General features: G+C 64.6%; 18 protein-coding genes and 1 riboswitch. Of the genes, 10 read left to right on the forward strand and 8 right to left on the reverse strand.

From position 1 onward, the window contains the following. The first annotated feature begins 35 nt into the window (after positions 1–35). The 6 genes from QVN30_RS08970 (at position 36) to QVN30_RS08995 (ending at position 9,808) form a co-directional block, all read left to right on the forward strand. On the forward strand, positions 36–2,072 hold the full coding sequence (locus tag QVN30_RS08970) for an NAD(+) synthase (RefSeq protein WP_289836135.1): 2,037 nt from the start codon (positions 36–38) through the stop codon (positions 2,070–2,072). A gap of 158 nt (positions 2,073–2,230) precedes the next feature. Then, a complete protein-coding gene (locus QVN30_RS08975) occupies positions 2,231–3,391 on the forward strand; it encodes a pyridoxal phosphate-dependent aminotransferase (protein WP_289836136.1) in 1,161 nt (386 codons plus the stop codon). A gap of 374 nt (positions 3,392–3,765) precedes the next feature. Further along, positions 3,766–4,713, forward strand: a complete 948-nt coding sequence (locus tag QVN30_RS08980; RefSeq protein ID WP_289836137.1) for an L-lactate dehydrogenase — start codon at positions 3,766–3,768, stop codon at positions 4,711–4,713. Positions 4,714–5,074: 361 nt separating this feature from the next. Continuing rightward, positions 5,075–6,847 (forward strand): glycoside hydrolase family 13 protein, encoded by a 1,773-nt coding sequence (locus QVN30_RS08985; protein ID WP_289836138.1) that lies wholly within the window; start codon positions 5,075–5,077, stop codon positions 6,845–6,847. Positions 6,848–7,361: 514 nt separating this feature from the next. Continuing rightward, positions 7,362–8,705, forward strand: coding sequence for an Mbeg1-like protein (locus QVN30_RS08990; RefSeq protein WP_239459252.1), 1,344 nt, complete (start codon positions 7,362–7,364; stop codon positions 8,703–8,705). A gap of 98 nt (positions 8,706–8,803) precedes the next feature. Beyond that, a complete protein-coding gene (locus QVN30_RS08995) occupies positions 8,804–9,808 on the forward strand; it encodes a nucleoid-associated protein (protein ID WP_066833495.1) in 1,005 nt (334 codons plus the stop codon). A 240-nt stretch (positions 9,809–10,048) separates the two neighbouring features. Here the strand turns inward: QVN30_RS08995 and QVN30_RS09000 are convergent, their stop codons facing one another. From QVN30_RS09000 to QVN30_RS09035, 8 genes are all read right to left on the reverse strand, one after another. Further along, positions 10,049–10,411, reverse strand: a complete 363-nt coding sequence (locus tag QVN30_RS09000) for a DUF1667 domain-containing protein (RefSeq protein WP_066833492.1) — start codon at positions 10,409–10,411, stop codon at positions 10,049–10,051. After that, positions 10,405–11,643, reverse strand: coding sequence for an NAD(P)/FAD-dependent oxidoreductase (locus QVN30_RS09005; RefSeq protein ID WP_289836139.1), 1,239 nt, complete (start codon positions 11,641–11,643; stop codon positions 10,405–10,407). The genes QVN30_RS09000 and QVN30_RS09005 overlap by 7 nt, the downstream gene beginning before the upstream one ends. After that, positions 11,643–13,142 (reverse strand): NAD(P)/FAD-dependent oxidoreductase, encoded by a 1,500-nt coding sequence (locus tag QVN30_RS09010; RefSeq protein ID WP_289836140.1) that lies wholly within the window; start codon positions 13,140–13,142, stop codon positions 11,643–11,645. Before QVN30_RS09010 ends, QVN30_RS09005 begins: the two co-directional genes overlap by 1 nt. A 279-nt stretch (positions 13,143–13,421) precedes the next feature. Continuing rightward, positions 13,422–14,222, reverse strand: coding sequence for an MBL fold metallo-hydrolase (locus QVN30_RS09015; RefSeq protein ID WP_289836141.1), 801 nt, complete (start codon positions 14,220–14,222; stop codon positions 13,422–13,424). Positions 14,223–14,622: 400 nt separating this feature from the next. Continuing rightward, positions 14,623–15,324 (reverse strand): 2,3,4,5-tetrahydropyridine-2,6-dicarboxylate N-acetyltransferase, encoded by a 702-nt coding sequence (gene dapD / locus QVN30_RS09020; RefSeq protein WP_204538940.1) that lies wholly within the window; start codon positions 15,322–15,324, stop codon positions 14,623–14,625. Positions 15,325–15,427: 103 nt separating this feature from the next. Further along, positions 15,428–16,168, reverse strand: coding sequence for a 4-hydroxy-tetrahydrodipicolinate reductase (dapB, locus tag QVN30_RS09025; RefSeq protein ID WP_289836142.1), 741 nt, complete (start codon positions 16,166–16,168; stop codon positions 15,428–15,430). Then, the gene (gene dapA / locus QVN30_RS09030; RefSeq protein WP_289836143.1) at positions 16,161–17,051 is read right to left on the reverse strand and encodes a 4-hydroxy-tetrahydrodipicolinate synthase; all 891 of its coding nucleotides are present in this window, start codon (positions 17,049–17,051) and stop codon (positions 16,161–16,163) included. Before dapA ends, dapB begins: the two co-directional genes overlap by 8 nt. A gap of 47 nt (positions 17,052–17,098) precedes the next feature. Beyond that, a complete protein-coding gene (locus QVN30_RS09035) occupies positions 17,099–18,418 on the reverse strand; it encodes a diaminopimelate decarboxylase (RefSeq protein ID WP_289836144.1) in 1,320 nt (439 codons plus the stop codon). Positions 18,419–18,423: 5 nt separating this feature from the next. Beyond that, positions 18,424–18,595, reverse strand: a riboswitch (Lysine riboswitch). Positions 18,596–18,851: 256 nt separating this feature from the next. On the opposite strand from QVN30_RS09035, the gene QVN30_RS09040 reads away from it, so the two are divergent. The 4 genes from QVN30_RS09040 to QVN30_RS09055 all read left to right on the forward strand — a co-directional run bounded on the left by QVN30_RS09040 (position 18,852) and on the right by QVN30_RS09055 (position 23,163). Then, complete coding sequence (locus QVN30_RS09040; RefSeq protein ID WP_289836145.1) at positions 18,852–20,042, forward strand: amidohydrolase; 1,191 nt, start codon at positions 18,852–18,854, stop codon at positions 20,040–20,042. Between the two features lie 117 nt (positions 20,043–20,159). Next, positions 20,160–20,654, forward strand: a complete 495-nt coding sequence (locus QVN30_RS09045; protein ID WP_289836146.1) for an AAA family ATPase — start codon at positions 20,160–20,162, stop codon at positions 20,652–20,654. Between the two features lie 654 nt (positions 20,655–21,308). Further along, the gene (locus tag QVN30_RS09050; protein WP_066833465.1) at positions 21,309–21,728 is read left to right on the forward strand and encodes a hypothetical protein; all 420 of its coding nucleotides are present in this window, start codon (positions 21,309–21,311) and stop codon (positions 21,726–21,728) included. 97 nt (positions 21,729–21,825) lie between these two features. After that, positions 21,826–23,163, forward strand: coding sequence for a serine/threonine protein kinase (locus tag QVN30_RS09055; RefSeq protein WP_289836147.1), 1,338 nt, complete (start codon positions 21,826–21,828; stop codon positions 23,161–23,163). Positions 23,164–23,392: the final 229 nt, after the last annotated feature.

Raw genomic sequence — 23,392 nt, forward strand, 5'->3', positions numbered from 1 at the left:
TAGGTGGCGACAGGGCTTCCGTTGAAGGAGAAGAGATGGACGAGCTGTATCTAGCCGGCCTCGGGTCTGCCGCGGGCACGGGATTGGGCGATGGGTTTTTCCGTATTGTGTCGGCAACCCCGCATATCCGCGTGGGGGATGTCGAGGGCAACGCGCAGGCGATTCTCGAATGCGTGAAGGCGGCGGCGGACCGGGGCGCGGGCGCCCTCGTGCTGCCCGAGCTGTGCTTGAGCGGGTACACGTGCGCCGACCTGTTTTTGGACCGCACGCTGCTGCGCGCCTGCGAGAGCGCGCTGGCGCGGCTGCTCGACCAGACGCGCGACCTGTCCGTTCTCTTCACGGTCGGTCTGCCCGTCGCGAACGGCGAGGCCATCTACAATTGCGCCGCGGTGTGCTGCGCCGGCAGGCTGCTGGGCCTGACCGTCAAGCAGAACATCCCCAACTACGGCGAGTTCTACGAGCGGCGCTGGTTCACGCCGGCGCCGCTCAACACGGGGTGCGTCGCTTTTGCCGGCCAAAGCCAGGTCCTCATGGGTCACAGGCTCGTGTACCGGTGCTGCGATGCGGGGTTGGATTCCGTGACAATCGGCGTCGAGGTGTGCGAGGACCTGTGGGTGCCCGCGCCCCCCTCGATAGACATGACGGTGGACGGAGGGGCGACGATCATCTTGAACCCGTCCGCCTCCGATGAGATCATCGGCAAGGCCGAATACCGCCGCGAGCTGGTGCGCGGCCAATCGGCGCGCCTGTACTGCGCCTATGCGTACGCCGATGCGGGCGAGGGGGAGTCGACGACCGATCTGGTCTTCGTGGGCGAGAACCTGATTGCGGAAAACGGCAGCCTGCTCGCGCGTACCGATATGTTCACGTGCGACATGGCCGTGGCCGATGTCGATCTGGACCGCCTGATGGCGGAGCGCCGCCGCTCGACCACCTGGGCAAAGCGTCCGTTCAGCATGCGTCCGTGCAACGAGGTGCTGTTCTCGTACACGGGAAGATCGGAGACAGGCGAGATGTGCGATCGGTCATCGGCGCCGCAGCTCATGCGCTCGGCGCTCGATATCGATCGCGTCTTTCCCCAGACCCCGTTCGTGCCGGCGGACCATGGCGATCTTGCCGAGCGCTGCGAGACGATTTTCAACCTCCAGGCCGCTGGCCTCAAGACGCGCTTGGCGCACACGGGCACCAAGCGCGCCGTCATCGGGCTCTCGGGCGGCCTGGACTCCACCCTGGCCCTGCTCGTGACCGTGCGCGCCTTCGACGCGCTCGGGCTTCCGCGCTCCGGCATCACCGCCGCCTCCATGCCCGGGTTCGGTACGACCGTGCGCACCAAGAGCAACGCCGAGACGCTCGCCCGCGGCCTCGGCGCGGACTTCCGCGAGATCTCGATCCACGACGCCGTCAAGCAGCATTTCGCCGACATCGGCCACGATCCGGCCGTCACCGACGTCACCTATGAGAACAGCCAGGCGCGCGAGCGCACGCAGATCCTCATGGATCTTTCCAACGAGCTCGGCGGCTTCGTCATCGGCACCGGCGACCTTTCCGAACTTGCGCTGGGCTGGGCCACCTACAACGGCGACCACATGAGCATGTACGCCGTGAACGCGAGCGTGCCCAAGACGCTCGTGCGCCACCTGGTGCGCTACGCGGCCGACGTCTTCGGCGGCGAGATTGCCGACACCCTGCTCGACATCCTGGACACCCCGGTGTCCCCCGAACTTTTGCCGCCCACGGGAGACGGCGAGATCGCGCAGAGGACCGAGGACCTCGTCGGTCCCTACGAGCTGCACGATTTCTTCTTGTACCACCTGCTGCGCTTTGGGTTCACGCCGGGCAAGATCTACCGGATGGCCTGCCGGTCCTTTGCGGGGACCTACGACGAGCACACCGTGTGGAGCTGGCTGCGCGTGTTCTACCGGCGCTTCTTCGCGCAGCAGTTCAAGCGCAGCTGCCTGCCCGATGGGCCGAAGGTCGGCTCGGTCACCCTGTCGCCGCGCGGCGATTGGCGCATGCCGAGCGATGCCAGCTCGCGCCTGTGGCTCGAGGAGATCGACCGCCTGCAACCGTAGGCAGGTTCGGACCGGCCCTTGGCCGCTCCTGTGCATAGGGGCGGCCAGGGGCCGGTCTTGTGAAATCGACTCCACCCCGGCCTCCTCCTTCGCGCTACACTAGGGTGCAGTGTTCTGCGACCAGACGCCCCGTCCGGGGCGAGGGAGGATATCCACCTATGAAGTTTTCCAGCAGGCTCGACCGTTTTGGCGACGAGGTGTTCGCGGCGCTCAACCAGCGCAGGCTCAAGCTCGAGGCGGAGGGCCGCACGATCTACAACCTGTCGGTGGGCACGCCCGATTTCGCGCCGTATGACCACGTGGTCGAGGCGCTGCGCGACGCCGCCGCCGATCCCGTCCAGTGGAAATACAGCCTGCGTGACCTGCCCGAGCTCAAGCAGGCGGTCTGCGACTACTACGCGAGCCGTTTCGGCGTCGAGGGCATCACGCCCGACATGGTCGCCTCGTGCAACGGCACGCAGGAGGGCGTCGGCCATCTGGGGCTCGCCCTGCTCGATTCCGGGGACACGGCGCTGGTGCCCGACCCCTGCTATCCGGTGTTCGAGGCGGGCGTGAAGATCGCCGACGGCGAGCTTGCCTACTACCCGCTGAGCGCCGAGCATGACTTCCTGCCGCATGTGGCCGATATCGATCCTGCGGTCGCTGACCGCGCCAAGTACATGATCGTGTCGCTTCCCGCCAACCCGGTGGGCAGCGTGGGCACGCCCGAGGTGTACGAGGAGATCATCGCGTTCGCGCGCGAGCACGACCTTCTGATCGTGCACGACAACGCATATTCCGATATCGTGTACGATGGCCCGCGCGGCGGCAGCTTCCTGCAGTATCCCGGTGCGCTCGAGGTGGGCGTCGAGTTCTTCTCGCTCTCGAAGTCCTTCAACGTGACCGGAGCGCGCATCGGTTTTCTGGTCGGCCGCTCCGACGTGGTCTCGGCGTTCGCCAAGCTGCGCAGCCAGATCGACTTCGGCATGTTCTACCCCATCCAGAAGGCCGCCATCGCCGCGCTGACCGGTCCGCTCGACCAGGTCGAGGCGCAGCGCCTCAAGTACCAGGAGCGTCGCGACGCGCTGTGCGACGGCCTGGAGCGCATCGGCTGGGAGCGGCCCAACGCGCACGGCACGATGTTCGTGTGGGCCAAGCTGCCCGGCGGGCGCACGGATTCCATGGCGTTTTGCGAGGAGCTCATGGACCGCGCGGGCGTGGTGGTGACGCCCGGCGCGAGCTTCGGCCCCTCGGGCGAGGGCTACGTGCGCATGGCGCTCGTGCTGCCGCCCGAGGGCCTTCAGGCGGCAGTCGCCGCGATCGAGGCCGCCGGCATCTAACATCTAGACGGGTTGGTTGGGGATGGGTTGGTTGGGGACGCGCTCCTTCCAACCCATCGCAACTCATTTGGGGATGCGTTCCCTCCAGCCCGTTGCGCTTGCTCGGCGTTCCTTCAGATATCTCGACGCTGTCGCACCATGGGCTGGAAGAAACACGCCCCATTCAACCCCGACGCTACCGCGCAATGGGTCGGAAGGAGCGCGTCCCAATGGGTTGGAGGGAACACGTCCCCAACCAACCCAGCCAACCCTTCTCATGTGTAAATGTTATAAGAATGATAGGAAATAGCGGCGGCGCGTTTAGGCTCGCACGTTGCGGATATATTTTACACCATGGTACCGATACCAATTCCGATTGAATCAGGGGGACTACCATGGTCAACGATAGAAAAGTCGCCGTCGTCGGATGCGGGTTCGTCGGCTCGTCATCGGCGTTCGCCCTCATGCAAAGCGGGCTGTTTTCCGAGATGGTCCTTATCGACGTGGACCGCGCCCGCGCCGAGGGCGAGGCGCTCGACATCAGCCACGGGGCGCCGTTCGCGCATCCCATGCGCATCTACGCCGGCGACTACGAGGATGCCGCCGATGCGGCGATCATCGTGGTGACGGCGGGCGCTGCGCAGAAACCCGGCGAGACGCGTCTGGATCTGGTGAACAAGAACGTCGCCATCTACCGCAGCATCATCCCGCGCATTCGGGAGGTTGGATTCGAGGGCATCCTGCTTATCGTCTCCAACCCGGTCGACGTGCTCACCTATGCCGCCATCAAGATGTCCGGCCTGCCCGAGAGCCGCGTGATCGGTTCGGGCACTGTGCTCGACACCGCCCGCCTGCAGGAGGCACTCGGCGATCATCTGGGCGTTGATCCGCGCGATGTCGAGGCGTACATCATCGGTGAGCACGGCGACTCCGAGCTTGCCGTGTGGTCGAGCGCCGACGTTGCCGGCGTACCGCTCGAGGACTTCTGCGAGATGCGCGGCCACTTCGACCACGAGGCGACCGAGGCGCGTATCGTCGACGAGGTCCGCCATGCCGCCTACGAGATCATCGCGCGCAAGTACGCGACGTATTACGGCATCGCGATGTCGGTCCAGCGCCTGTGCCGGGCGATTATGGGTGACGAGAAGTGCATCCTGCCCGTCTCGAGCCTCATGGTGGGGGAGTACGGCCTTTCCGACATCGCCATCTCTATGCCCACGATCATCGGCCGCGGCGGCATCGAGTGCCGCGTGCCCATCTCCCTTGACGATGAGGAGCTTGGTGAGCTGCACCGCTCCGCTGCGGCGCTGTCCGAGGTCATCGACCGCGCGCAGCTGCGTTAGCCGGATGCGCAGGCTGCGTCGGCGCCCATCGGCTTGTGTGGCGATGGGCGCCGACCGCCGACTGTGCAGCCGACAGGACTGACGCCGACAGACAGTCGACCGACAGCTGGCCAATCGTCAGTCAACCGACCGAACGTCGACCTGACGCCGACCAACAGCCGACCGGCGGCGTACCGGCACCTGGCCGGCAGGCTTCCCGCCGATCGCCAACAGGTTGCCAACCCGCCGACCGGCGACCGCCCTCGCACCCTGTCATATCCCGCGAAAAAAACCGGTCGCATTTTGCTATCGTGCCATGCTTGTTCGTACAAGCATGGCACGATAGAATGGCCCTGACGACCGATGTGAGCGGGAGGTAGCCATGGCGATCAACGCAATCGAATGGTGGAAGCAGGCTGTCGTGTACCAGGTGTATCCGCGCAGTTTCCGCGACGCCGACGGCGACGGCTTGGGCGATATCCGCGGGGTGACCGCCGGGATCGATTACCTCGCCGAACTCGGCATCGATGCCATCTGGCTCTCACCGTTCTATCCTTCCGAGCTCGCCGACGGCGGGTACGACGTCATCGATTACCGCGCGGTCGACCCGCGCCTGGGCACGCTCGACGATTTCGATGGGCTTATCGCCGCCGCGCATGCCCACGACATCCGCGTGATCGTGGACATCGTGCCCAACCACACCTCAAACAAGCACCGTTTCTTCCAGGCGGCGCTCGCCGCGGGCCCCGGCTCGTCCGAGCGCGAACGCTACATCTTCCGGCCTGGCCGCGGGGAGCACGGTGAGCTTCCCCCGAACGGCTGGATGTCGTGTTTCGGCGGCTCGGCGTGGGAGCGCGTCGAGGACGGCGAATGGTACCTGCATCTGTTTGCCGCCGAGCAGCCCGATCTTAACTGGCAGCATCCCGACGTGCGCGAGGAGTTCGAGCGCACGCTGCGCTTTTGGTGCGACCGCGGCGTCGACGGGTTCCGCGTGGATGTGGCGCACGCCCTAGCGAAGGACCTGACGAGCCGTCCGCTCGACGAGCTCGACCAGGCGCCTAAGCAGGGGAGCGGCAACGCGGACAATCCCTTATGGGACCGCCCCGAGGTCCATGAGATCTACCGCTTGTGGCGCCGCATCTTCAACGAATACGAGCCGCCGCGCTTCGCCGTCGCCGAGGCGTGGGTGACACCCGATCACCAGCGCCTCTACGCCTCGCCCGATGAGCTCGGTCAGGTCTTCAACTTCGAGTTCGCCAAGGCGGACTGGTACGCCGCCGACTTCCGTCGCGCCATTGAGGAGGGCCTTGCCTGCGCGGAGGAATCCGGCTCCACGAGCACGTGGGTGCTTTCCAACCACGACGTGCCGCGCCATGCGACGCGCTACGGCTTGCCGCAGGTGAAGGCAAAGGTGCACCATCAGTTCGTCAACGACTGGCTGCTGCGCGACGGGGCGACCTATACCGAGGATCGCGCGCTAGGCACCAAGCGCGCTCGCGCCGCGCTGCTCATGGAGATGGCGCTGCCGGGCTCGGCCTACATCTACCAGGGCGAGGAGCTGGGCCTGTTCGAGGTTGCGAACATCCCGTGGGATCGTCTGGAGGATCCGCAGGCGCGCCGGACCTGCCACGGGGATGCGCTGAAGGGGCGCGATGGCTGCCGCGTGCCGCTGCCCTGGGTCGCTTCCGACCTGCCGGCGCCGGCTGCGTGGGACGGCTCCTTCGGTGACGGGGATACGGCGAGTTTCGGGTTTTCCGCGCCGGCTACGGGTGTGGCGCGCGCGGACAAGACGGCTGCCCCGCACCTGCCACAGCCGTTGTGGTTCGTTGAGCACGCGGTGGATCGCCTGGATGCCGAGCCCGGCTCGATGCTCAACCTATACCGCCGAATCCTCGCACTGCGCCATGAGCTGCTCACGTCTACGGGCGATACCTCACTGACCTGGTGGGGAGCAGGCGAGTTGGGGATTTCTGCCGAGCAGGCGCGCGAGGTGATCGCTTATGCCCGCCCCGCGGCCGGTGGCAAGACGCTCGTGAGCATCACCAACTTTGGTGCGCATGAGCTCGCCTTGCCCGAAGGCGAGGTGCTCGTATCGTCCGAGCCGCTTACGGGTGCGCTGGGCCAAGACGCTTCTGTGTGGATGCTGCTTGGCTAGGAACCGGCTGGCCACTGCATCGCGCACCCGGGCGGTTGCATAGCGGGTGCGCGAGCGGCTGGCCGCCGCCGCTGCGCGACGCCCCCGATCGGCACCCTGTGGAAGTGCATATGGGTCTGAGACCGCGTCCCTGCCTCGGGAGGACGTCCAGCGGGAGGTTCCGGAGCTCAGAGTTGCTGAAAAATCAACGTTTTGAGTGGGTAGCTTTCAAGCGCCCGGAAATGCGAACTCGTCGTGCGGTCGTTACCTGCGGAAACGCTACCTCTGAAGATGCCCTCTCAGACGGGTTCGAAAACCACCCGCTCAAAACGTCGATTTTTCAGCGAAAGTCAGCGCTGGAACCTCCGCTGTGGACCGCAGGCAGCCTCGTTTTGCCCCAAACGCCTCTGCGGGGCAGGTCGTAGCTGGCAGTAATCTGCGCTTCTTAAGGCTAGAGTCTTCCTGGCGGTGCTTTTGGTACGCTTGGACAGAACTATTGTTGTTGCCTATGCGATGCTAACGTGAGGGGTCGAGCATGATGCATGCCGGAAAAGACGCGCGACGCGTCGTCTCGCTTACGAAGCCGACGGGCGCAGGCCTGCCCGATGGCGCGGCGATGCCTACGGATGAGAAGGCAGGTTCCGGCGTGCTCGGCACGCTTGCTGAGAAGATCCCCCTGAGCAGGCCGTCGCTTTCGCCGCGCCATACCGAGGACGACACAAGCGCTCAGCCCACCCCCTCGTCAAAGCGCGCGGACAACTTCTTGACCTACGCGCAGTCTGCTCGCGACCCGTTTTCCAGGCGGCCGCTGAACGCCCTCGACAGCCTCGTGTTCTCGTGGCTGTCGTACTTTCGCTTGAGCTCTCAACTGCGTTGCGCGCGCATGCCCGAGGGCATCGGACTCCACGAGCTGTTGCGTGCTGAGGATTTCTCGTCGATGTTCGGTACGAGCTGGGACCCCGAGTCCAGCCGCGAGCTGCTGTTCGCCGTGTGCGCGAGCCCGCGCTTTCGCGATACACGCCTGTGCCATTTCGCCTACAAGACCGAGCGCGCGACCTCCGAGCAGTTCGCCGCCATGACGTTCATGCTGCCCGACGGCAGCGCCTACCTCGCGTTTCGGGGTACGGACTCCACGCTGGTCGGGTGGCGCGAGGACTTCAACATGGCCTCGCAGCTCCCGGTGCCCTCGCAGTGCGAGGCGCAGCGGTATCTTGAGCGCGTGGCACCGCAGTTGACCGGCCCCATCTACCTCGGCGGCCATTCCAAGGGCGGTAACCTTGCGACCTATGCCGCGGCCTCGGCTCCCGAAGATATCCAGCGGCGGATCGTGCGCGTCTTTTCCCACGACGGCCCCGGCTTCGACGATTCGTTTCTCGAGGGCGAAGGGTATGCGCGCATCCGTGATCGCGTCGAGAAGAACGTGCCCAAATCCTCGATCATCGGCCTCATCATGGACGAGCGCCATGAGTTCACCGTCGTCGAGAGCGGCGGGATCTCCGTGCTGCAGCACAACCCGTTTCTGTGGGAGGTCGAGAGCTGCGAATTCAAGCAGGCAGATGGCCTGTCGGCGAGCTCGCGCTACTTCGGCTCGACGCTTGCCGCGTGGATGCGCCGGTTCACCCCCGAGGAGCGCGGGGAGTTCATCGCGACGCTGTTCCAGGTGCTGAGCGTGACCGGGGCCACGCGCTTCGCCGATATCCGCGAGAACTGGCGCACGAGCCTGCCCGCCATGAAAGAGGCGGTGTCTTCCCTGGCACCCGAGCAGCGCGCCTTCGTAACCGACGTGTTCAAGGCGCTTGCCCGCGTGGCGACGATCGATCGCATGTCTGACGTGGCATCCGGTTTGGTGGACTCCCTGCGCGCATCCGACGAGCAATAAGCCGCTTCGCGACGGGACCGTTTTGGTTCATCGCCTGCTCGAGCTGTCCGCAAGACACGCTATACTCGTGAGGCTCACAAACCCTGATAGGAGTTGGCATGAAGATCAACCATGCGATTCTGCATATTCTCGATTTCGATTCGTCGGTCAACGTCATGAGCCAGCGCGAGCTCGACCTCGACACGCGCGCCGTGCGCTCGTTCGTGACCTCTCACCTGCGCCGCGCCCGAACGAGCGCGGACAACAAGCGCGCCTCGTTCGCCGAGAACAGCGGGTTTGCCGGCGAGCTCAAGGCGTTCTTGTTCGGCGACCGCGAGTTCATCGATTTCTCCGAGCAGATCGCCGAGTTCGTCGCAGGAGAGCTCGCCAAGGCAGACAAGGCGGAGTCGACCGACGTGCTCGTGGCGGACTTCGAAGACGATGACGAGGTGCGCTGGTTCGCGATCCTGCTCATGAGCAGCCGTATGGCGTTCATGCACGAGGTCGATCGCGAGGGCGGCCAGGTGCGTAACGATATCGCGCGCCACTACGCGATCCTGCCCAACCCGTCTCAGAAGGTGACGAGCTACTGCATCGTGCGCGCCAGCACGATGGAGGTGTTCTACCAGGATAAGAAGCGCAAGATCGCCGGCGAGGACACCATGCTCATCCCCGACGGGCTGCTGCAGTGCGTGACGGGGGTGTCGGGCAAGGAGATCATCGACACGGTGACGCGCATCGTGGAGGAGGTTGCCGAGGAGCACGGCGCCAACACGGCCATGGCCCTGGCGCGCGCCAAAGAGGTTGTCGCCGAGAAGGTCGAGGAGGACGAGGAGCTCGCCCCGTGGGATCTGGCCGACGAGATCTTCGAGGACGAACCCGCTATGAAGGAGCGCTTCGAGGCCGAGATGCGCGAGGAGCAGCTGCCCGAGCGCGTGCCGGTCGAGCGCGCCAACGTGGAGCGCGCGGCGGTGCGCAACCACAAGATCCGCACCGACACGGGCATCGAGATCACGTTTCCCGCGGAGATGCTGCGCAACACCGAGTACGTGCAGTTCGTGAACGAGCCGAACGGATTGATCTCCATCGAGCTCAAGAACATCGGGAGCATCGAGAACCGGTAGGGCAGGGCGGTAAGCCGCCATGGGGTATACTCGTAGCGAGCAGAAGGTTTTAAGCCCTCCTGCGAAAATGAGTCATTGTGGGATGGCCCCACGCCGAACAGCCGTCTCCGCTAAAGGCGGCTGTTTCCTTGTGCGTGGGCAAAACGGCCCCATCCCAAGACACGTCAAGCAACAGGCCCGCTGCGCCTCTTCAAGGTGCAGCGGGCCTGTTCGCAGGAGGGGGCTGTTATAGCGGTGCGATTACGCGGCCTCGACGTCCTTCGTCACGATGACGTCGACTCCGAGTCCCAGCACGTCGGCGATCACGACATCGCCCTCGTGAACGGGCGCGGGGACCTCGACCTTGCGGATCTCGGCCATGACGTCGAAGATGCGGTCCTTGGGGATCACGCCGGACAGGCGCACGCTCGCGAGCGGCAGATCGCCGCCGTCGACGAGCACCGACGTCGCGATGTTGCGCATCGGGTTCTCGATCTCCTGGGTGACGTAGGCCTCGCCCTTGGGGCACTTGTTGCCCGAGATGCCCTTGATCGTCTTGCCCTCGAGCTCGACGGAGATATCGCATCCCTGCGGGCACATGATACAGGTGAATTCCCTTAGCATGACACCGTCACCTCCAGGTCGTCGGTGGTGTTGAGCTTGTCTGCGGCAAGCTTGATCTGAATCATCTCGGCGGGCAGGGCCTTCGCCATCTTGCGGCGCTTGAGGACGGTCTCGCCCTGGCGGATCTCGACGGTGCAGTCGCGCAGCGGACGGCGCACGCGGAACGACACGGTGACGTCGCTCTCGCCGCTGATGCGCGACGGCGTGAGTCCGCCCACGAGCTCGCCTCCGCGGACGGCGAGCTTGCTTTCGGGCAGCGACCCCTGCGTGATGAAGCGCGCGGCGCTGTCGGCGAGCGCTTCGGCCTCAAGCGACACGAAGTCCACGAGGTCGTGCACGTGCAGGACGTTGCCGGCGGCGAAGATGCCCGGCACGGTCGTCTGGTAGTTCTCGTCGACGGCGGGACCGCTCGTCCCAGGGTCCTTCTCGGCGCCCGCCATCCAGGTGAGCTCGTTTTCGGGGATCAGACCCACCGAGAGGATGAGCGTGTCGCACTCGTATTCCTTCTCGGTGCCGGGAATCGGCTGCATATGGTCGTCGACCTCGGAGATGACCACGCTCTCCAGGCGGTCGGTGCCGCGGATGTCGGTGACGGTGTGGGACAGCGACAGCGGGATGTTGTAGTCGTTCAGGCACTGCTCGACGTTGCGCGGAAGGCCGCTTGCGTAGGGCTGGACCTCGAACACGCCGAGCACCTCGGCGCCCTCGAGCGTCATGCGGCGCGCCATGATCATGCCGATGTCGCCGGATCCCAGGATGATGACGCGGCGGCCGACCATCTTGTTCTTGAGGTTGATGTAGGACTGGGCCACGCCCGCGGTGTACACGCCGGCGGGACGGGTGCCCGGGATGCTGATGGCGCCGCGCGTGCGCTCACGGCAACCCATGGCGAGGATGATCGCGCCGGCCTCGAACTCCATCATGCCGTGCTCGGAGGAGGAGGCGAAGACGTGGCGGTCGGGCGTGATCTCGAGCACCGTGGTGTCGGTGAGGCAGGGGATCTCGAGCGACTCGGCCTCGCGGACGAAGCGCGCCGCGTACTCGGGGCCGGACAGGGTCTCGCCGAAGCGGGTGAGGCCGAAGCCGTCGTGGATGCACTGGCGCAGGATGCCGCCGGGCTTCTTCTCGCGCTCGAGGATCAAGATGTCGGTGACACCTTTCTTGTGAAGCTCGATCGCGGCAGCGAGACCGGCGGGACCGCCGCCGACGATGATGGCGTCTACGTGCTTCATTATGCGCTCACGCTCCCTTCGGATGCGGAATCATCGGTTTTGCCGCTCCTGACAGGACCGGTGAACATGTACGAGCCGGCATGGTTGTAGCGCACGTCGGTCGGCTTGATGCCCAGCTCCTCCTCGATCATCTCGGTGATGCGGGTCTCGCAGTAGCCGCCCTGGCAGCGCCCCATGGTGGCGCGGGTGCGGTTCTTGATGCCCGTGACGGTGTGCACGCCGAGCGGATTGTTGATGGCGCGGCGGATCTCGGCGCGGGTGACGGTCTCGCAGCGGCAGACGATCTCGCCGTACTCGGGATCCTCAGCGATGGCGGCCGCCTGCTCCTCGTGCGTCATGTCGTAGAAGCGCTTGGGTGCCGGGCGATGCGGGTCGAAGTGCTCGTTCACGCTCGGCTTCTCGACCTCCACCAGGCGCGCGACGGCGCGGCGGGCGAGCGGCAGCGCGCAGGTGACGCCGGGGGACTCGATGCCCACGAGGTTCACGGTGTTGGGGTTGTGCTGCTGGTCGCTCTCGAGCTTGAAGTCGAGGACGTTGCCCTCCTCATCGACGCGCTTCCAGCGGATGCCGGCGAAGTTGCGGATGAAGTACTCGCGGCGCATCTGCTTGAACATCTTCGAGCCGTCGCGGATGAGCCCGTCGAGGTGGTCCTTGGTGCACTTGTAATCCTCCCAGTCCTCGGTGACATAGGAGTCCGGACCCACCAGGATGTTGCCGTCGACGGTGGGGGTGGCGTGCGTGGAGAAGCCGCCGCGGTTGTTGGGCGCGGGGTAGACGGGGATCTTGAGGAACTGGCCGGCCTTCTTGTCGAGCACGAAGTACTCGCCCTTGAAGCCGCGTACGGGGTAGTTGGGATAGCCGAGCATCTCGGAGATCTGGCTGGCGTAGGCGCCGGCGCAGTTGATGACCCACTTGGTGCGGAACGTCTGCTGCGGGGTGTAGACCAGATAGCAGTTGTTGGCGATGTAGCGCTCGATGGCGGTGACCTTGCGGTCGAAGAAGAACTTCACGCCGTTTTGGGCCGCGTTGTCGGCGAGGGCGATCGTGTACGCCATCGGGTCGAGGATGCCCGAGGACGGCACGTACATGGCGAACTCGCCGCCCGCGTGCGGCTCGATGCTCTCGATCTCGGCCTTGTCGATGATGCGCATGCCCTCGACGCCGTTCTGCTCGCCGATGGCCTTGAACTTGAGGATATTCTCCATGTCGTGGTCGGTGAATCCCACGACCAGCTTGCCGGTGCGCTTGAACGGCACGCCGAGCTCGGCGGCGACCTGGTCGAACTCCTTGTTGCCCTCGACGGCGCATTCCGCCTTGAGCGTTCCGGGCTTGTAGGTAAATCCTGCGTGCAGCATGCCGGTGTTGCGGCTGCTGTTGCCGCAGGCGACGTCAAGCTCCTTTTCCAGGACGGCGACGCGCAGCTGGTAGCGTGCAAGCTCGCGGGCTACCGCCGAGCCGACGACACCGGCTCCGATGACGATGACATCCCATTGCTCCATACGAATCCCTCCTGATTCGCTTCGGACACTGTCGGGTGTATCGTACGAAGCCGGCTACCAGATGTGATTAGTACGCAAAACAGTGTTTTGCGGGCTGTTGAGCGCCCCAAACGGTCAAGGGGGACCGATCGCTGCCGAATTCGGACCGATCGCATGCGCAGGCCTGGGAAGCCGGGCGTTAATCTGCCTGGAAAAACGCAAAAAGCCCGACGGTTGCTTGCGAGCGACCGTCGGGCTTATCGGTGAACGGCGTGGGTCAATCGGGGAGCGTGCGGTGTTCTACAGTGCAATCGTCTCAAGATCGTCGGGGATGTAGAGATTTCCGCGATAGTACGCAGACCCCTCGGCGGCGTAGAGTTCTTTGCGGCGCGCGATGTTGCGGTCCTCGGTATGGTAGAGCACGAGGTTTTCTGCACCGAGCTCCTCGGTGAGCTCGCAGGCGTCCTTGACGGTGGAGTGGTGCTTTTCGTAGGGCGAGAAGATGTCCGCCTGGCCGTGCAGGCAGAAGGCCTCGTGAAGCAGCCAGGTGCTGCCTTCCGCATAGGCGCGCTCGCATTCGTTGTACGGCTCGTCTCCGCAGCAGGTGAGCTTGCGGCCGTCGCCCATGTCCATGGTGAAGCCGAACTGCTTGGCCTTGGTCGATTGGATATCGAAGAACGTGACCTCGTGGCCGATGATCGTGCGCGTCTCGCCGTCTTCGACGGTGACGAGGTGGACGCGATCGTCGATGAAGCGCGTCTGCTTGGGCTGCAGGAGCATGTCGGCGATGCTGCGAACGATGGTGAGGACCTCGTCGTGCCCGTAGATGGTGACATCGCCCTCGTAGGCGCCTTTCGCCATGTTCTGGCAGATGAGGCGGATGAGCCACACGATGCCGACGATATGGTCGATGTGCTTGTGGGTCACAAAGATCTCGTGGATGTCGTGCCAGTCGATGCCCGCGCGCTTGAGCTGGACGAGCACGCCGTTGCCGCCTCCGCCGTCGACCAGGAAGCGCTTCGTGCTGTCCGTGATGACAAAGCAGGTGTTATAGCATTCGGTGACGAGCGCGTTGCCCGTTCCCAGCAGGGTGAGTTCCATGGATGCCCCTCCTACGGTCGGTTCGTTTTTTCCGAGAGGGGATTATAGCGAACGTTTGCAGCTCCCGTGGAGGTTCCAGAGCCCAGAAGTGCTGAAAAATCGAGGTTATGAGCGACTCGTTTCAGAACGCTCGAAAAAGCGCATCTGTCTCTCGGCCGTTACCTGCGGAAACGGTGGCTCCGAAGGCGCCCTTTTGAGCTGGTTCTAAATCCACCCGCTCAAAAGCTCGATTATTCAGAACCTCTGGGTTCCGGAACCTCCGCTAGAAGGTTGGCTCATTTGGGGACGGGTTCGTTCCAGCCCATCGGCGGCCCACGCGGCCGCCGATGGGCTGGAACGAACCCGTCCCCAAATGACCTATCTTCGCGAGCCTCCACTGGGGTGCGGTCGCGCCCAGTCGCTACAGCTTGCGCAGGCCCTCCTCGAGGCCCGTCTTGCTGTCCGTCTGCGCATCTCGCATCTTGATGACGCGCGCGGGGACGCCCGCGACCACCGCGCCGGCGGGCACGTCCTCGACGCACACGGCGCCCGCGGCGACGACGGCGCCTTTGCCCACGTGGACCCCTTCGAGCACGACGGCGTTCGCGCCGATCATGACGTCGTCGTCCACGATGACCGGCGTCGCGCTTGCGGGCTCGACGACGCCTGCGAGCACGGTGCCGGCGCCGATGTGGCACCGCTTGCCCACGGTGGCGCGGCCTCCCAGCACCGCGCCCATGTCGATCATGGTTCCCTCGCCGATGACGGCGCCGATGTTGATGATGGCGCCCATCATGATGACGGCGTTGTCGCCGATTTCGACGCGGTCTCGGATGATGGCACCCGGCTCGATGCGCGCGTTGACGTTCTTGAGATCGAGCAGCGGGACCGCGGAGTTGCGGCAGTCGCTCTCGATGTCAAAGTGCTCGATGTCGTCGGCATGGGCCTCGAGGACGGGGGCAAGATCCTTCCAATCTCCGAACACGATGCGCCCGTCGGCGTTGCCGTATGCATGCGCGGCGCCCCAGTCGATGCCGGCGCCCTCGCGCTCGCGGATGTACAGTTTGACGGGCGTCTTCTTCTCCGCCGTCGCGATGAAGTCGATGATTTCCTGCGCGTTCATGCGCGCTCCTTCCTTGTCCTTGCGGCAGGTCTGCGCCGCGCCGTCGCCCGCGGCCATCTTGCCGCGTCGACGTCCGGCGCGAAAGCAACCGGTTGACGTATTCCTAGCCGAACATGATCTGGTCGAAGGTGTAGAACCCCGGGCCGCGCTGCACGAGTTTGGTCGCGGCGGCTAGCGCCCCGTTCACGAAGATCTGCCTGCTCGTGGCCCGGTGCGTGAGCGAGACCTCCTCGTCGGTTCCAAAGAAGCTGACGGTGTGGACGCCTGCGACCGTGCCCCCGCGCAGCGCGTGCACGCCGATCTCATGTGGATCGCGCGCGCCGCACATGCCCTGTCGCCCGTAGACGGGGTGATAGGCCGGATCCGCCTTGGCCTCCTCGACGGCCTGCAGGAGCATGGTGGCGGTGCCGGAGGGTGCGTCGGCCTTCTGGTTGTGGTGGCACTCGACGATCTCGACGTCGAAGCCCGGCAACTCGCATGTTGCCTGCGCGGTCAGGTGGCGCAGCGCGGCGACGCCGATTGAGTAGTTGCCCGACCAAACGACCGGCACGCGTGTACCTAGCTCTTTGAGCTCGGCTAGCTGTTCGGTGGTATACCCTGTCGTTCCGCTGACCAGCGCGCAGCCGGTGCGCTGAACGTAGGACAGGACGGCGGGGAGCGTGGCCACGTTGGAGAAGTCGATCATGACGTCTGCCGGCGCGGCGGAATCGGCGGCATCGAGGTCGAAGCCGACCTGCGCGACAACGTCAAACAGCCACGCGCCGGTATCGTCGCTCATGGACTCGGCGGTGTTGCGGATGAGCGCGCCCATGCGGCCGGCCCCCATGATGGCGATCCTAAGCAAGAAGACCAGCTCCCTTCATGGCCTCCACGAGCCGCGCGCGGTTGGCATCGGCCATCGGAACGAGTGGCAGGCGGTAGTTGGCCTCGCACATGCCGAGCTGCGCGCACGCCTCCTTGACGGGAATGGGGTTGACCTCGCAGAACAGTGCATGTACGAGCGGCAGGCCTTCAACTTGGATGCTGCGTGCGCGGGCAGTGTCTCCCGTGAGGAACGCGCGGACCATGTCGTGGACGAGCGTGGGCTGGACGTTTGCCCACACCGAGATCACGCCCGAGGCGCCGAGGCTCATGAGCGGCACGATCATGTCGTCGTTACCCGAGTACATCTTGAAGTCGGGACTCAGGCAATGCGCGATATCGCTTGCGTAGGCGATGGAGCCGCTCGCCTCCTTGATGCCCATGATGTTAGGGTGCTCGGCCAGTCGCTCGACGTTGCGCACGCTGATGGAGCAACCGGTGCGCCCGGGGACGTTGTACATGATGCACGGGATGTCGACTGCGTCGGCGACCGTCTTGAAGTGCTGGTAGATGCCCTCTTCGTTGCTCTTGTTGTAGTAGGGCGTGATGAGCAGCAGGCCGTCGGCGCCGAGCTGCTGGTACATGAGGCTCTTCTCGAGCATGGTCTGGGTGCAGTTGGAGCCCGAGCCCGCGATGACGGGGATGCGCCCCGCGGCATGCTCGACGACGAAGCGGACGACGTCGTTGTCCTCCTCGTGCGTCATGGTCGAGCTCTCACCCGTCGTTCCGAGCGGCAGCAGGGCGTCGGTGCCTGCATCGATGTGAAACTCGATCAGCTTTTCGAGCGAATCGTAGTCGACGCTGCCGTCTGCGTTGAACGGGGTGATCAGGGCGACGATGGATCCCTGCAGATTCCTGATGTCCATGGTATCTCCCTTCAGATGGTGGATGTGCGGAGTCGGCACGCGTTCGGTCAGCTATCGCTCGCGTGTTGTGCTCGCGTCCGCTCGATGAGCGCGCGTCCGACGGGCAGCACGTCGAGCGTGGAGAAGTAGTCGGCCGGCGTCTCGGCGCGACGGATGAGCTCGCAGCTGCCATCGGTTCGCAGCAGGACTTCGGCGCTGCGCAGACGGCCGTTGTAGTTGTAGCCCATGGAGTGCCCGTGCGCCCCGGTGTCGTGGATGACGAGCAGGTCCCCCGTCTCGATCTCGGGCAGCTCGCGGTCGTGCGCGAACTTGTCGTTGTTCTCGCACAGGTTCCCGACGACGTCGTAGGTGCGACTCGCCGGCATCCGACTCTTATCCGGCCCGTTCGCCTGTCCCATGACCGTGATGTGGTGATAAGCGTCGTACATGGCGGGGCGGATGAGGTTGCACGCGTTGGCGTCGACGCCGATATAGTCTTTGTAGATATGCTTCTCGTGGATCGCGCGCGTGACGAGGCAGCCGTACGGCCCCATCATGAAGCGCCCCATCTCGGCGCACAGCGCGACGTCATCCATGCCGGCAGGGACGAGCACCTCCTCGTACGCCCGGCGCACCCCCTCGCCGATGGCGCGGATGTCGCAGGGCTCCTCATCGGGGCGGTAGGGGATGCCCACGCCGCCCGACAGGTTGATGAAGCCGATGCGCACGCCGGTCTCGCGCGCGATGTCGACCGCGAGCTCGAACAGGATGCGCGCGAGGGCGGGGTAGTACTCGTTGCCGTGCGTGTTGCTCGCCAGAAACGCGTGCAGGCCGAACGTCTTGGCGCCGCGATCCGCGAGCATGCGGTAGGCTTGCGCTAGCTGCTCGCGCGTCATTCCGTATTTCGAGTCACCTGGGTTGTCCATGATGCCGTTTGCCAGGCGAAACAGCCCACCCGGATTGAAACGGCAGCTCACGGTCTCAGGGATGGGCCCGGCGACCCGCTCGAAGAAATCGATATGCGAGATGTCGTCGAAATTGATGATGGCGCCGAGGTCGCGCGCCAGGCGGAAATCGGCCGCAGGCGTGTCGTTGGAGGAGAACATGATGTCGCTCCCCCCGATCCCGAGCGCGTCGGCGATCATGAGCTCCGTGTCGCTCGAGCAGTCGCATCCGAAGCCGTAGTCGCGCAGGATCGAAATGAGGGCGGGATTGGGATTCGCCTTGACGGCGAAGTACTCCTTGAACCCGGGGTTCCAAGAAAAGGCGTCGAGCACCGCCTCGGCATTTGCGCGGATGCCCGCCTCGTCATACAGGTGAAAGGGTGTGGGAACGTGATCGGCGATATCGACGAGCCGGTCTTTCGATACAAACGGATGCTTAGGCATTGCCCCTCCTTGATAGCGCTCCTGCAAGATTCGTGCAGACAGTCCCGCAGGTGTTCCCTGCGGTCCCACCCGATCGCGCCGCGCCCGGCGGTCGAGTTCGGCGGGGTTGCCTTCGCGCGGGGTCATCGCCTGCCGGCTACCTCGCGCATCTTCGCGCCCGCTACCTCTATCGAATGGCGGCATGCTATCACGAAGCCACTTTGCCTTACAAGAGCAAATGCTGCGACGATACACGTTGGAAACCTTGCTCTTGCGCCTGCGCACGGCCAGCGGCTCAAAGACGGGCGCTTTGAGCTGCATCGGGGCGGCGCGGGAGAGCGGGAAGGCATCTTTGCGCCGTCTCGGGAGGGGGCGGGCAGGCGAAGGATGCGGGCGGATGCGATCTTCGGCGTATACTGGAGGGCGTGAGCGCCCTGTGATTCGGAGGTCAGCCATGCTCGAACTTGATACCGACGCCGCGTTGGCCGAGCTCGTCCGGCACCGCCGCGAGCTGCACCGCATTCCGGAGTTGGATTTCTGCCTGCCCGAGACCATCGCCTATATCGAGCGCGTGCTCGAGCCGCTGAGCTGCACGGTGATCCATCCGTGCGACGGATGCGTCTGCGCGCTGTTCGACACGGGCTCGGCGCGCACCGTCGCCATCCGGGCCGATATGGATGCGCTTCCCATCGCGGAGGCGACCGGCGTCCCGTTTGCGTCTGCACATGAGGGGCGCATGCACGCGTGCGGCCACGATGCCCATATGGCCATGGTCCTGACGCTGGCGGGGTGGCTCGACCGGGTGGTCCGCGAGCGGCCGGGCGCGTTGCCGCGCAACGTGCTGCTCGTGTTCCAGCCGGCGGAGGAGACGACGGGGGGCGCGGCGCGCGTATGCGCCTCGGGTGTGTTCGAGCGCAACCAGGTTGAGCGCATCTTCGGGTTCCACGTGTGGCCGGACCTCCCCTGGGGGTCTTTGGCATCGCGCCCCGGTCCTCTGCTTGCGCGGGCGAGCGAGGTGCACATCTCCATTCACGGGCAGAGCACGCATATCGCCAAGACCTTCGGGCTGACCGTCGAGGAGACGCACGATGCGGCGCTCGCCGCCGCTCGCTTCCTGGTCACGGAACGCTGGCTCGTGCGCAAGCTCGGTCAAGATGAGCCCATCGTCGCCCATTTCGGCTTGCTGCAGGCGGGGACGGTCTGCAACGCGGTGGCAGGGGAGGCGGCGCTCGCGGGCAGCGTGCGCGTCTTCTCCGACGCGATGTTCGAGCGGGTGAAAGAGGAGCTCGCGCGCACCCTGGACGAGGCCTGCTCGTCGTGCGGGTGCACCTACGACATCGATATCGCGGAGGGCTATCCGCCGGTCACCAACGACGACGCCCTGTTCGAGCGCGCCGCGACCGTCCTGCCCGAGCTGCAGCGCATCGACGAGCCGCTGCTCATCGCCGAGGACTTCGCGTTCTACCAGCGCCAAATCCCCGGCGTGTTCTTCCTGCTCGGCGTCGGCGCGCCGCAAGACGAGCGGGCCGCATGCGGCGATCTGGGCCATGCGACCACGGCGCTCCACACCGATACGTTTATGTTTGATGAGCGCGTGCTGCTGGAGGGCCTCTCCGTCTACCGTCGTCTGGTCGCGCTCCCGTAGCGCGGCGGGAGCAAGGTAGCGCGGGCGGCCCTACCATACATGTAAGATTGCAACGCGCTGAGGACGGCTTCTTTCTCACGGCAGCTGGCTTTGGATATATATGCTGGGTGGTCACCTATGAAGAGACTGTTCATCATCGGCGGAACCATGGGGGTCGGAAAGAGCACCGTCTGCCAGGAATTGAAGACGATGCTGCCCAACAGCGTATTCCTCGACGGCGATTGGTGCTGGGACTCTAGCCCGTTTCAGGTCACCGACGAGACGAAGGCCATGGTCATCCGGAACATCTGCGCCGTGCTCAACAACTTTCTCGCATGCTCTGCCTACGAAAACGTCATCTTTTGCTGGGTCATGCACGAGCAGTCCATCATCGACGACATCGTCTCCCGGCTGGACACCGCGGGCTGTCGTGTTGTAACGGTCTCGCTCATCTGCTCGGAACAGGAGCTTGTCTCACGTTTGCGCAAGGATGTGGCGGCAGGCACGCGCGCCTCGGATGTAATCGGGCGGAGCCTGCAGCGCCTTCCCCTGTATCGGAAGCTGAACACCATGAAGGTGGACACCTCGGGACTGAGCGCGACGGAGGTGGCGCGGGAAATAGCCGCGCTGTAGGGGATGCGCCCGATTAGGCCGCCGGCGAGGGCCGGCTGCCTTCGATCTGCTCCCCGCGGGGGCGTGCAAAACATGTATATCGAGTTTGGTACGATTTTTCGGTGCCCTCTGCTCACATGCGCCGCACCCCTCAGCATTTGCCCAGTTGTTTCCTGCGGAAATGCTGAGGGATATAGCGGCTGTGGGGAAAGCAGCCTCAAAAATCGCACCAAACTCAGCCTACTCTCCCTGTGGGTTTTGCCCGAAGCGGTTTTTTATGCAGTCTCGTGGCAGGAATATGCGTTTTAAGGGCTGCGTTGACCTTTCCCAGTGGTTCTCTGTCCACGCGACGGCGTGGGCCTAAAGACCGCGTGGTACATGCGTGCCTGCGGGCGCATCCGCCGCGAGGGTGCATCCAGGAGGTCGTCCAGGGGGACGAGGCATTCATCCCCGAGGGCGCCTCTGGGAACTACTCCCGCAACCCGCCCTGCCGATCCGGGATATTCTGAATCGTTGGCCAACATAATGTGTTTTCGCGCCGACTGTTATCAAGGAGTGCGCGAACTCATCCCCATAGCTGCCAGCTAAGGAAATCCATCCGCAATTTTGAGATAGTTGTCAGCGTGTCCGTGGGGGATACATGAGATGATCGATGCCGATGCGTAGGAGGATCCCATGGCTGAGCGTTTGACCGAGGAAGTGCTGCAGGAGCTGCTCGATGCGCCGAGCATCGACTCGTTTATCGCGGGGCATGATTTTCCGTCTTGCACGCTTTCCGAGTATCTCCAGCATCTGCTTGAGAAGAAGCATCTTGAGCGCGCACGGGTGGTCCGCATGGCCGATCTGAACGAGACCTTCGGGTACCAGATATTCACGGGCGCGCGCAATCCGAGCCGCAACAAGGTGCTGCAGATCGCATTCGCCATGGCTTTATCGCTGCGAGAGACGAACAGGGCGCTCACCGCCGCCGGTGTGAGCACCCTCACCTGCAAGAGTCGGCGCGACGCCATCATCATCTTCTGTATCGACCACGGTTGTTCGCTGCAGAAGGTCAACGAGGAACTGTTCCGCTTGGGCGAGGAAACGGTCTGCTGACGTCCCCGGTTTTTTAGGGACAGTCCCCGGAATTTCACTGCAGTGAAATTCCGGGGACTGTCCCTAAAAAACCGGTCGGCTTGGTACGATTCTGCGTATGGATACGCATGACAACATAGAGAGGTCTCACGACGTGAGCGGCGAGCTCGACGCCCATCTGTCGGCGCTCGCGCGCGCAGATTCCTGGCGCGTGGAGCAGCGTTTCAAGGAAACGGAGTTCGAGACGACCGATGTGGTCTTCTTCGAAGGAGTCCGCGGTGGTGAGCTCGGGCCGTTCGTCCGCAAGCGGATCAACTGCTCCGCCGGTGTCGGCTCGGCGTACGAGGAGCTCATGAGGGCGCAGCGCGCAGGCATGCGGCTTCTGGCGGTGCCGCACCTGGTGGAGTGCACGCGCGTCGGCGACACGCTGACGGTTGTCATGGAGTATGTATCCGGGCCCACGCTGCAGCATCTGGTGGAGGAGCGAGGCGGCTCCCTCGAGCTTGCGGCCTCGCTGTTTCCTGCGCTATGTGACGCGGTGGCTTCGTTGCACGAAGGCTTCACCCCGCCGCTTATCCATCGCGATTTGAAGCCATCGAACGTCATTGTGCGGAGCGGGCGGCCCGTCATCATCGATTTCGGTATCGCTCGCTTGTGGCGTGCCGATGCGGAGGCGGACACGACGCATTTCGGGACGCGCTCCTATGCGCCGCCCGAGCAGTTCGGGTTCGGCCAGACCGATGTGCGCAGCGACGTGTACGCACTCGGCAAGCTGCTGCTGTTCTGTCTGACCGGGCAGAACCCTCATGATGCCCGCAACGAGGAGCAGTATGAGGCGCTGGGGGTCGAACAGCCGCTGGCACGCGTCATTGCGCGGGCGACGGCATTCGATCCCACGGATCGCTTCGGGGGCGTGCAGGAGATGAGGCTCGCATTCGAGCGGGCTGTTTCGGGCATCGTCCCTGCAGCCGAGGCCGCCGATGAGGGTACGGCTGCGGTGTCCGCGGGCGCGCATCGCGCAGCCTCTGATGCGCAGGGAGCTCTGAACGATGTTCCGCCGTTTGATTGGGAATATGGCCCTGTAGGCTCCGAAGCCCAATCTGCCGGCGCGGCCGTCTTGCACGAGGAGGGCACCGGTCGCCCCAAGCAATCGCCGAAGTTCATCAAAAACATCGTGCTGATCGCGCTGTACGCGGTGTTTGTCCTCGGTTGCATCATGGCCATCGTCGATCCGAACGATCAGGATCGAGGCTTTCCCCTCTGGTATCTCGTCATGGAATACCTGTCCGTTGCGGCGCTGGTCGGATCGGTGGTAGCGCTGCTGCTGAACAAGCCCGCCCTCGCCGTGTGGATTCCGCGCCTCGACATGAAGCGGCTTCGCCTGGCGAGCGTCATCGTGCTCATCACGTCCATCGTGGTGTTTGCCGCAGCGGGCCAGCTGGCAGGGGCGCTGTAGGGAAGCGGTTGCGGCCGCGATGGGACGGGGAAGACCGCTTTCCTCGCGGGCTCCGCGTGCTTGGCCTCCGTAGGTGCGTTCCGTCTCCGTCGGGAGCATCCTATGGTGCAAAGTGGCTAAAAAGTTCTATTCTGCTGTTCCGAGATCCCTCTGAACGCGGCTGGCACCCGCATATGAGGTGCATATCCGTTCGATTGAGCCTGATTCGGATCGTTTTTGACCTCATGCG

It is taken from the genome of Collinsella ihumii (assembly GCF_030385545.1).
GTDB classification, from domain to species: domain Bacteria; phylum Actinomycetota; class Coriobacteriia; order Coriobacteriales; family Coriobacteriaceae; genus Collinsella; species Collinsella ihumii.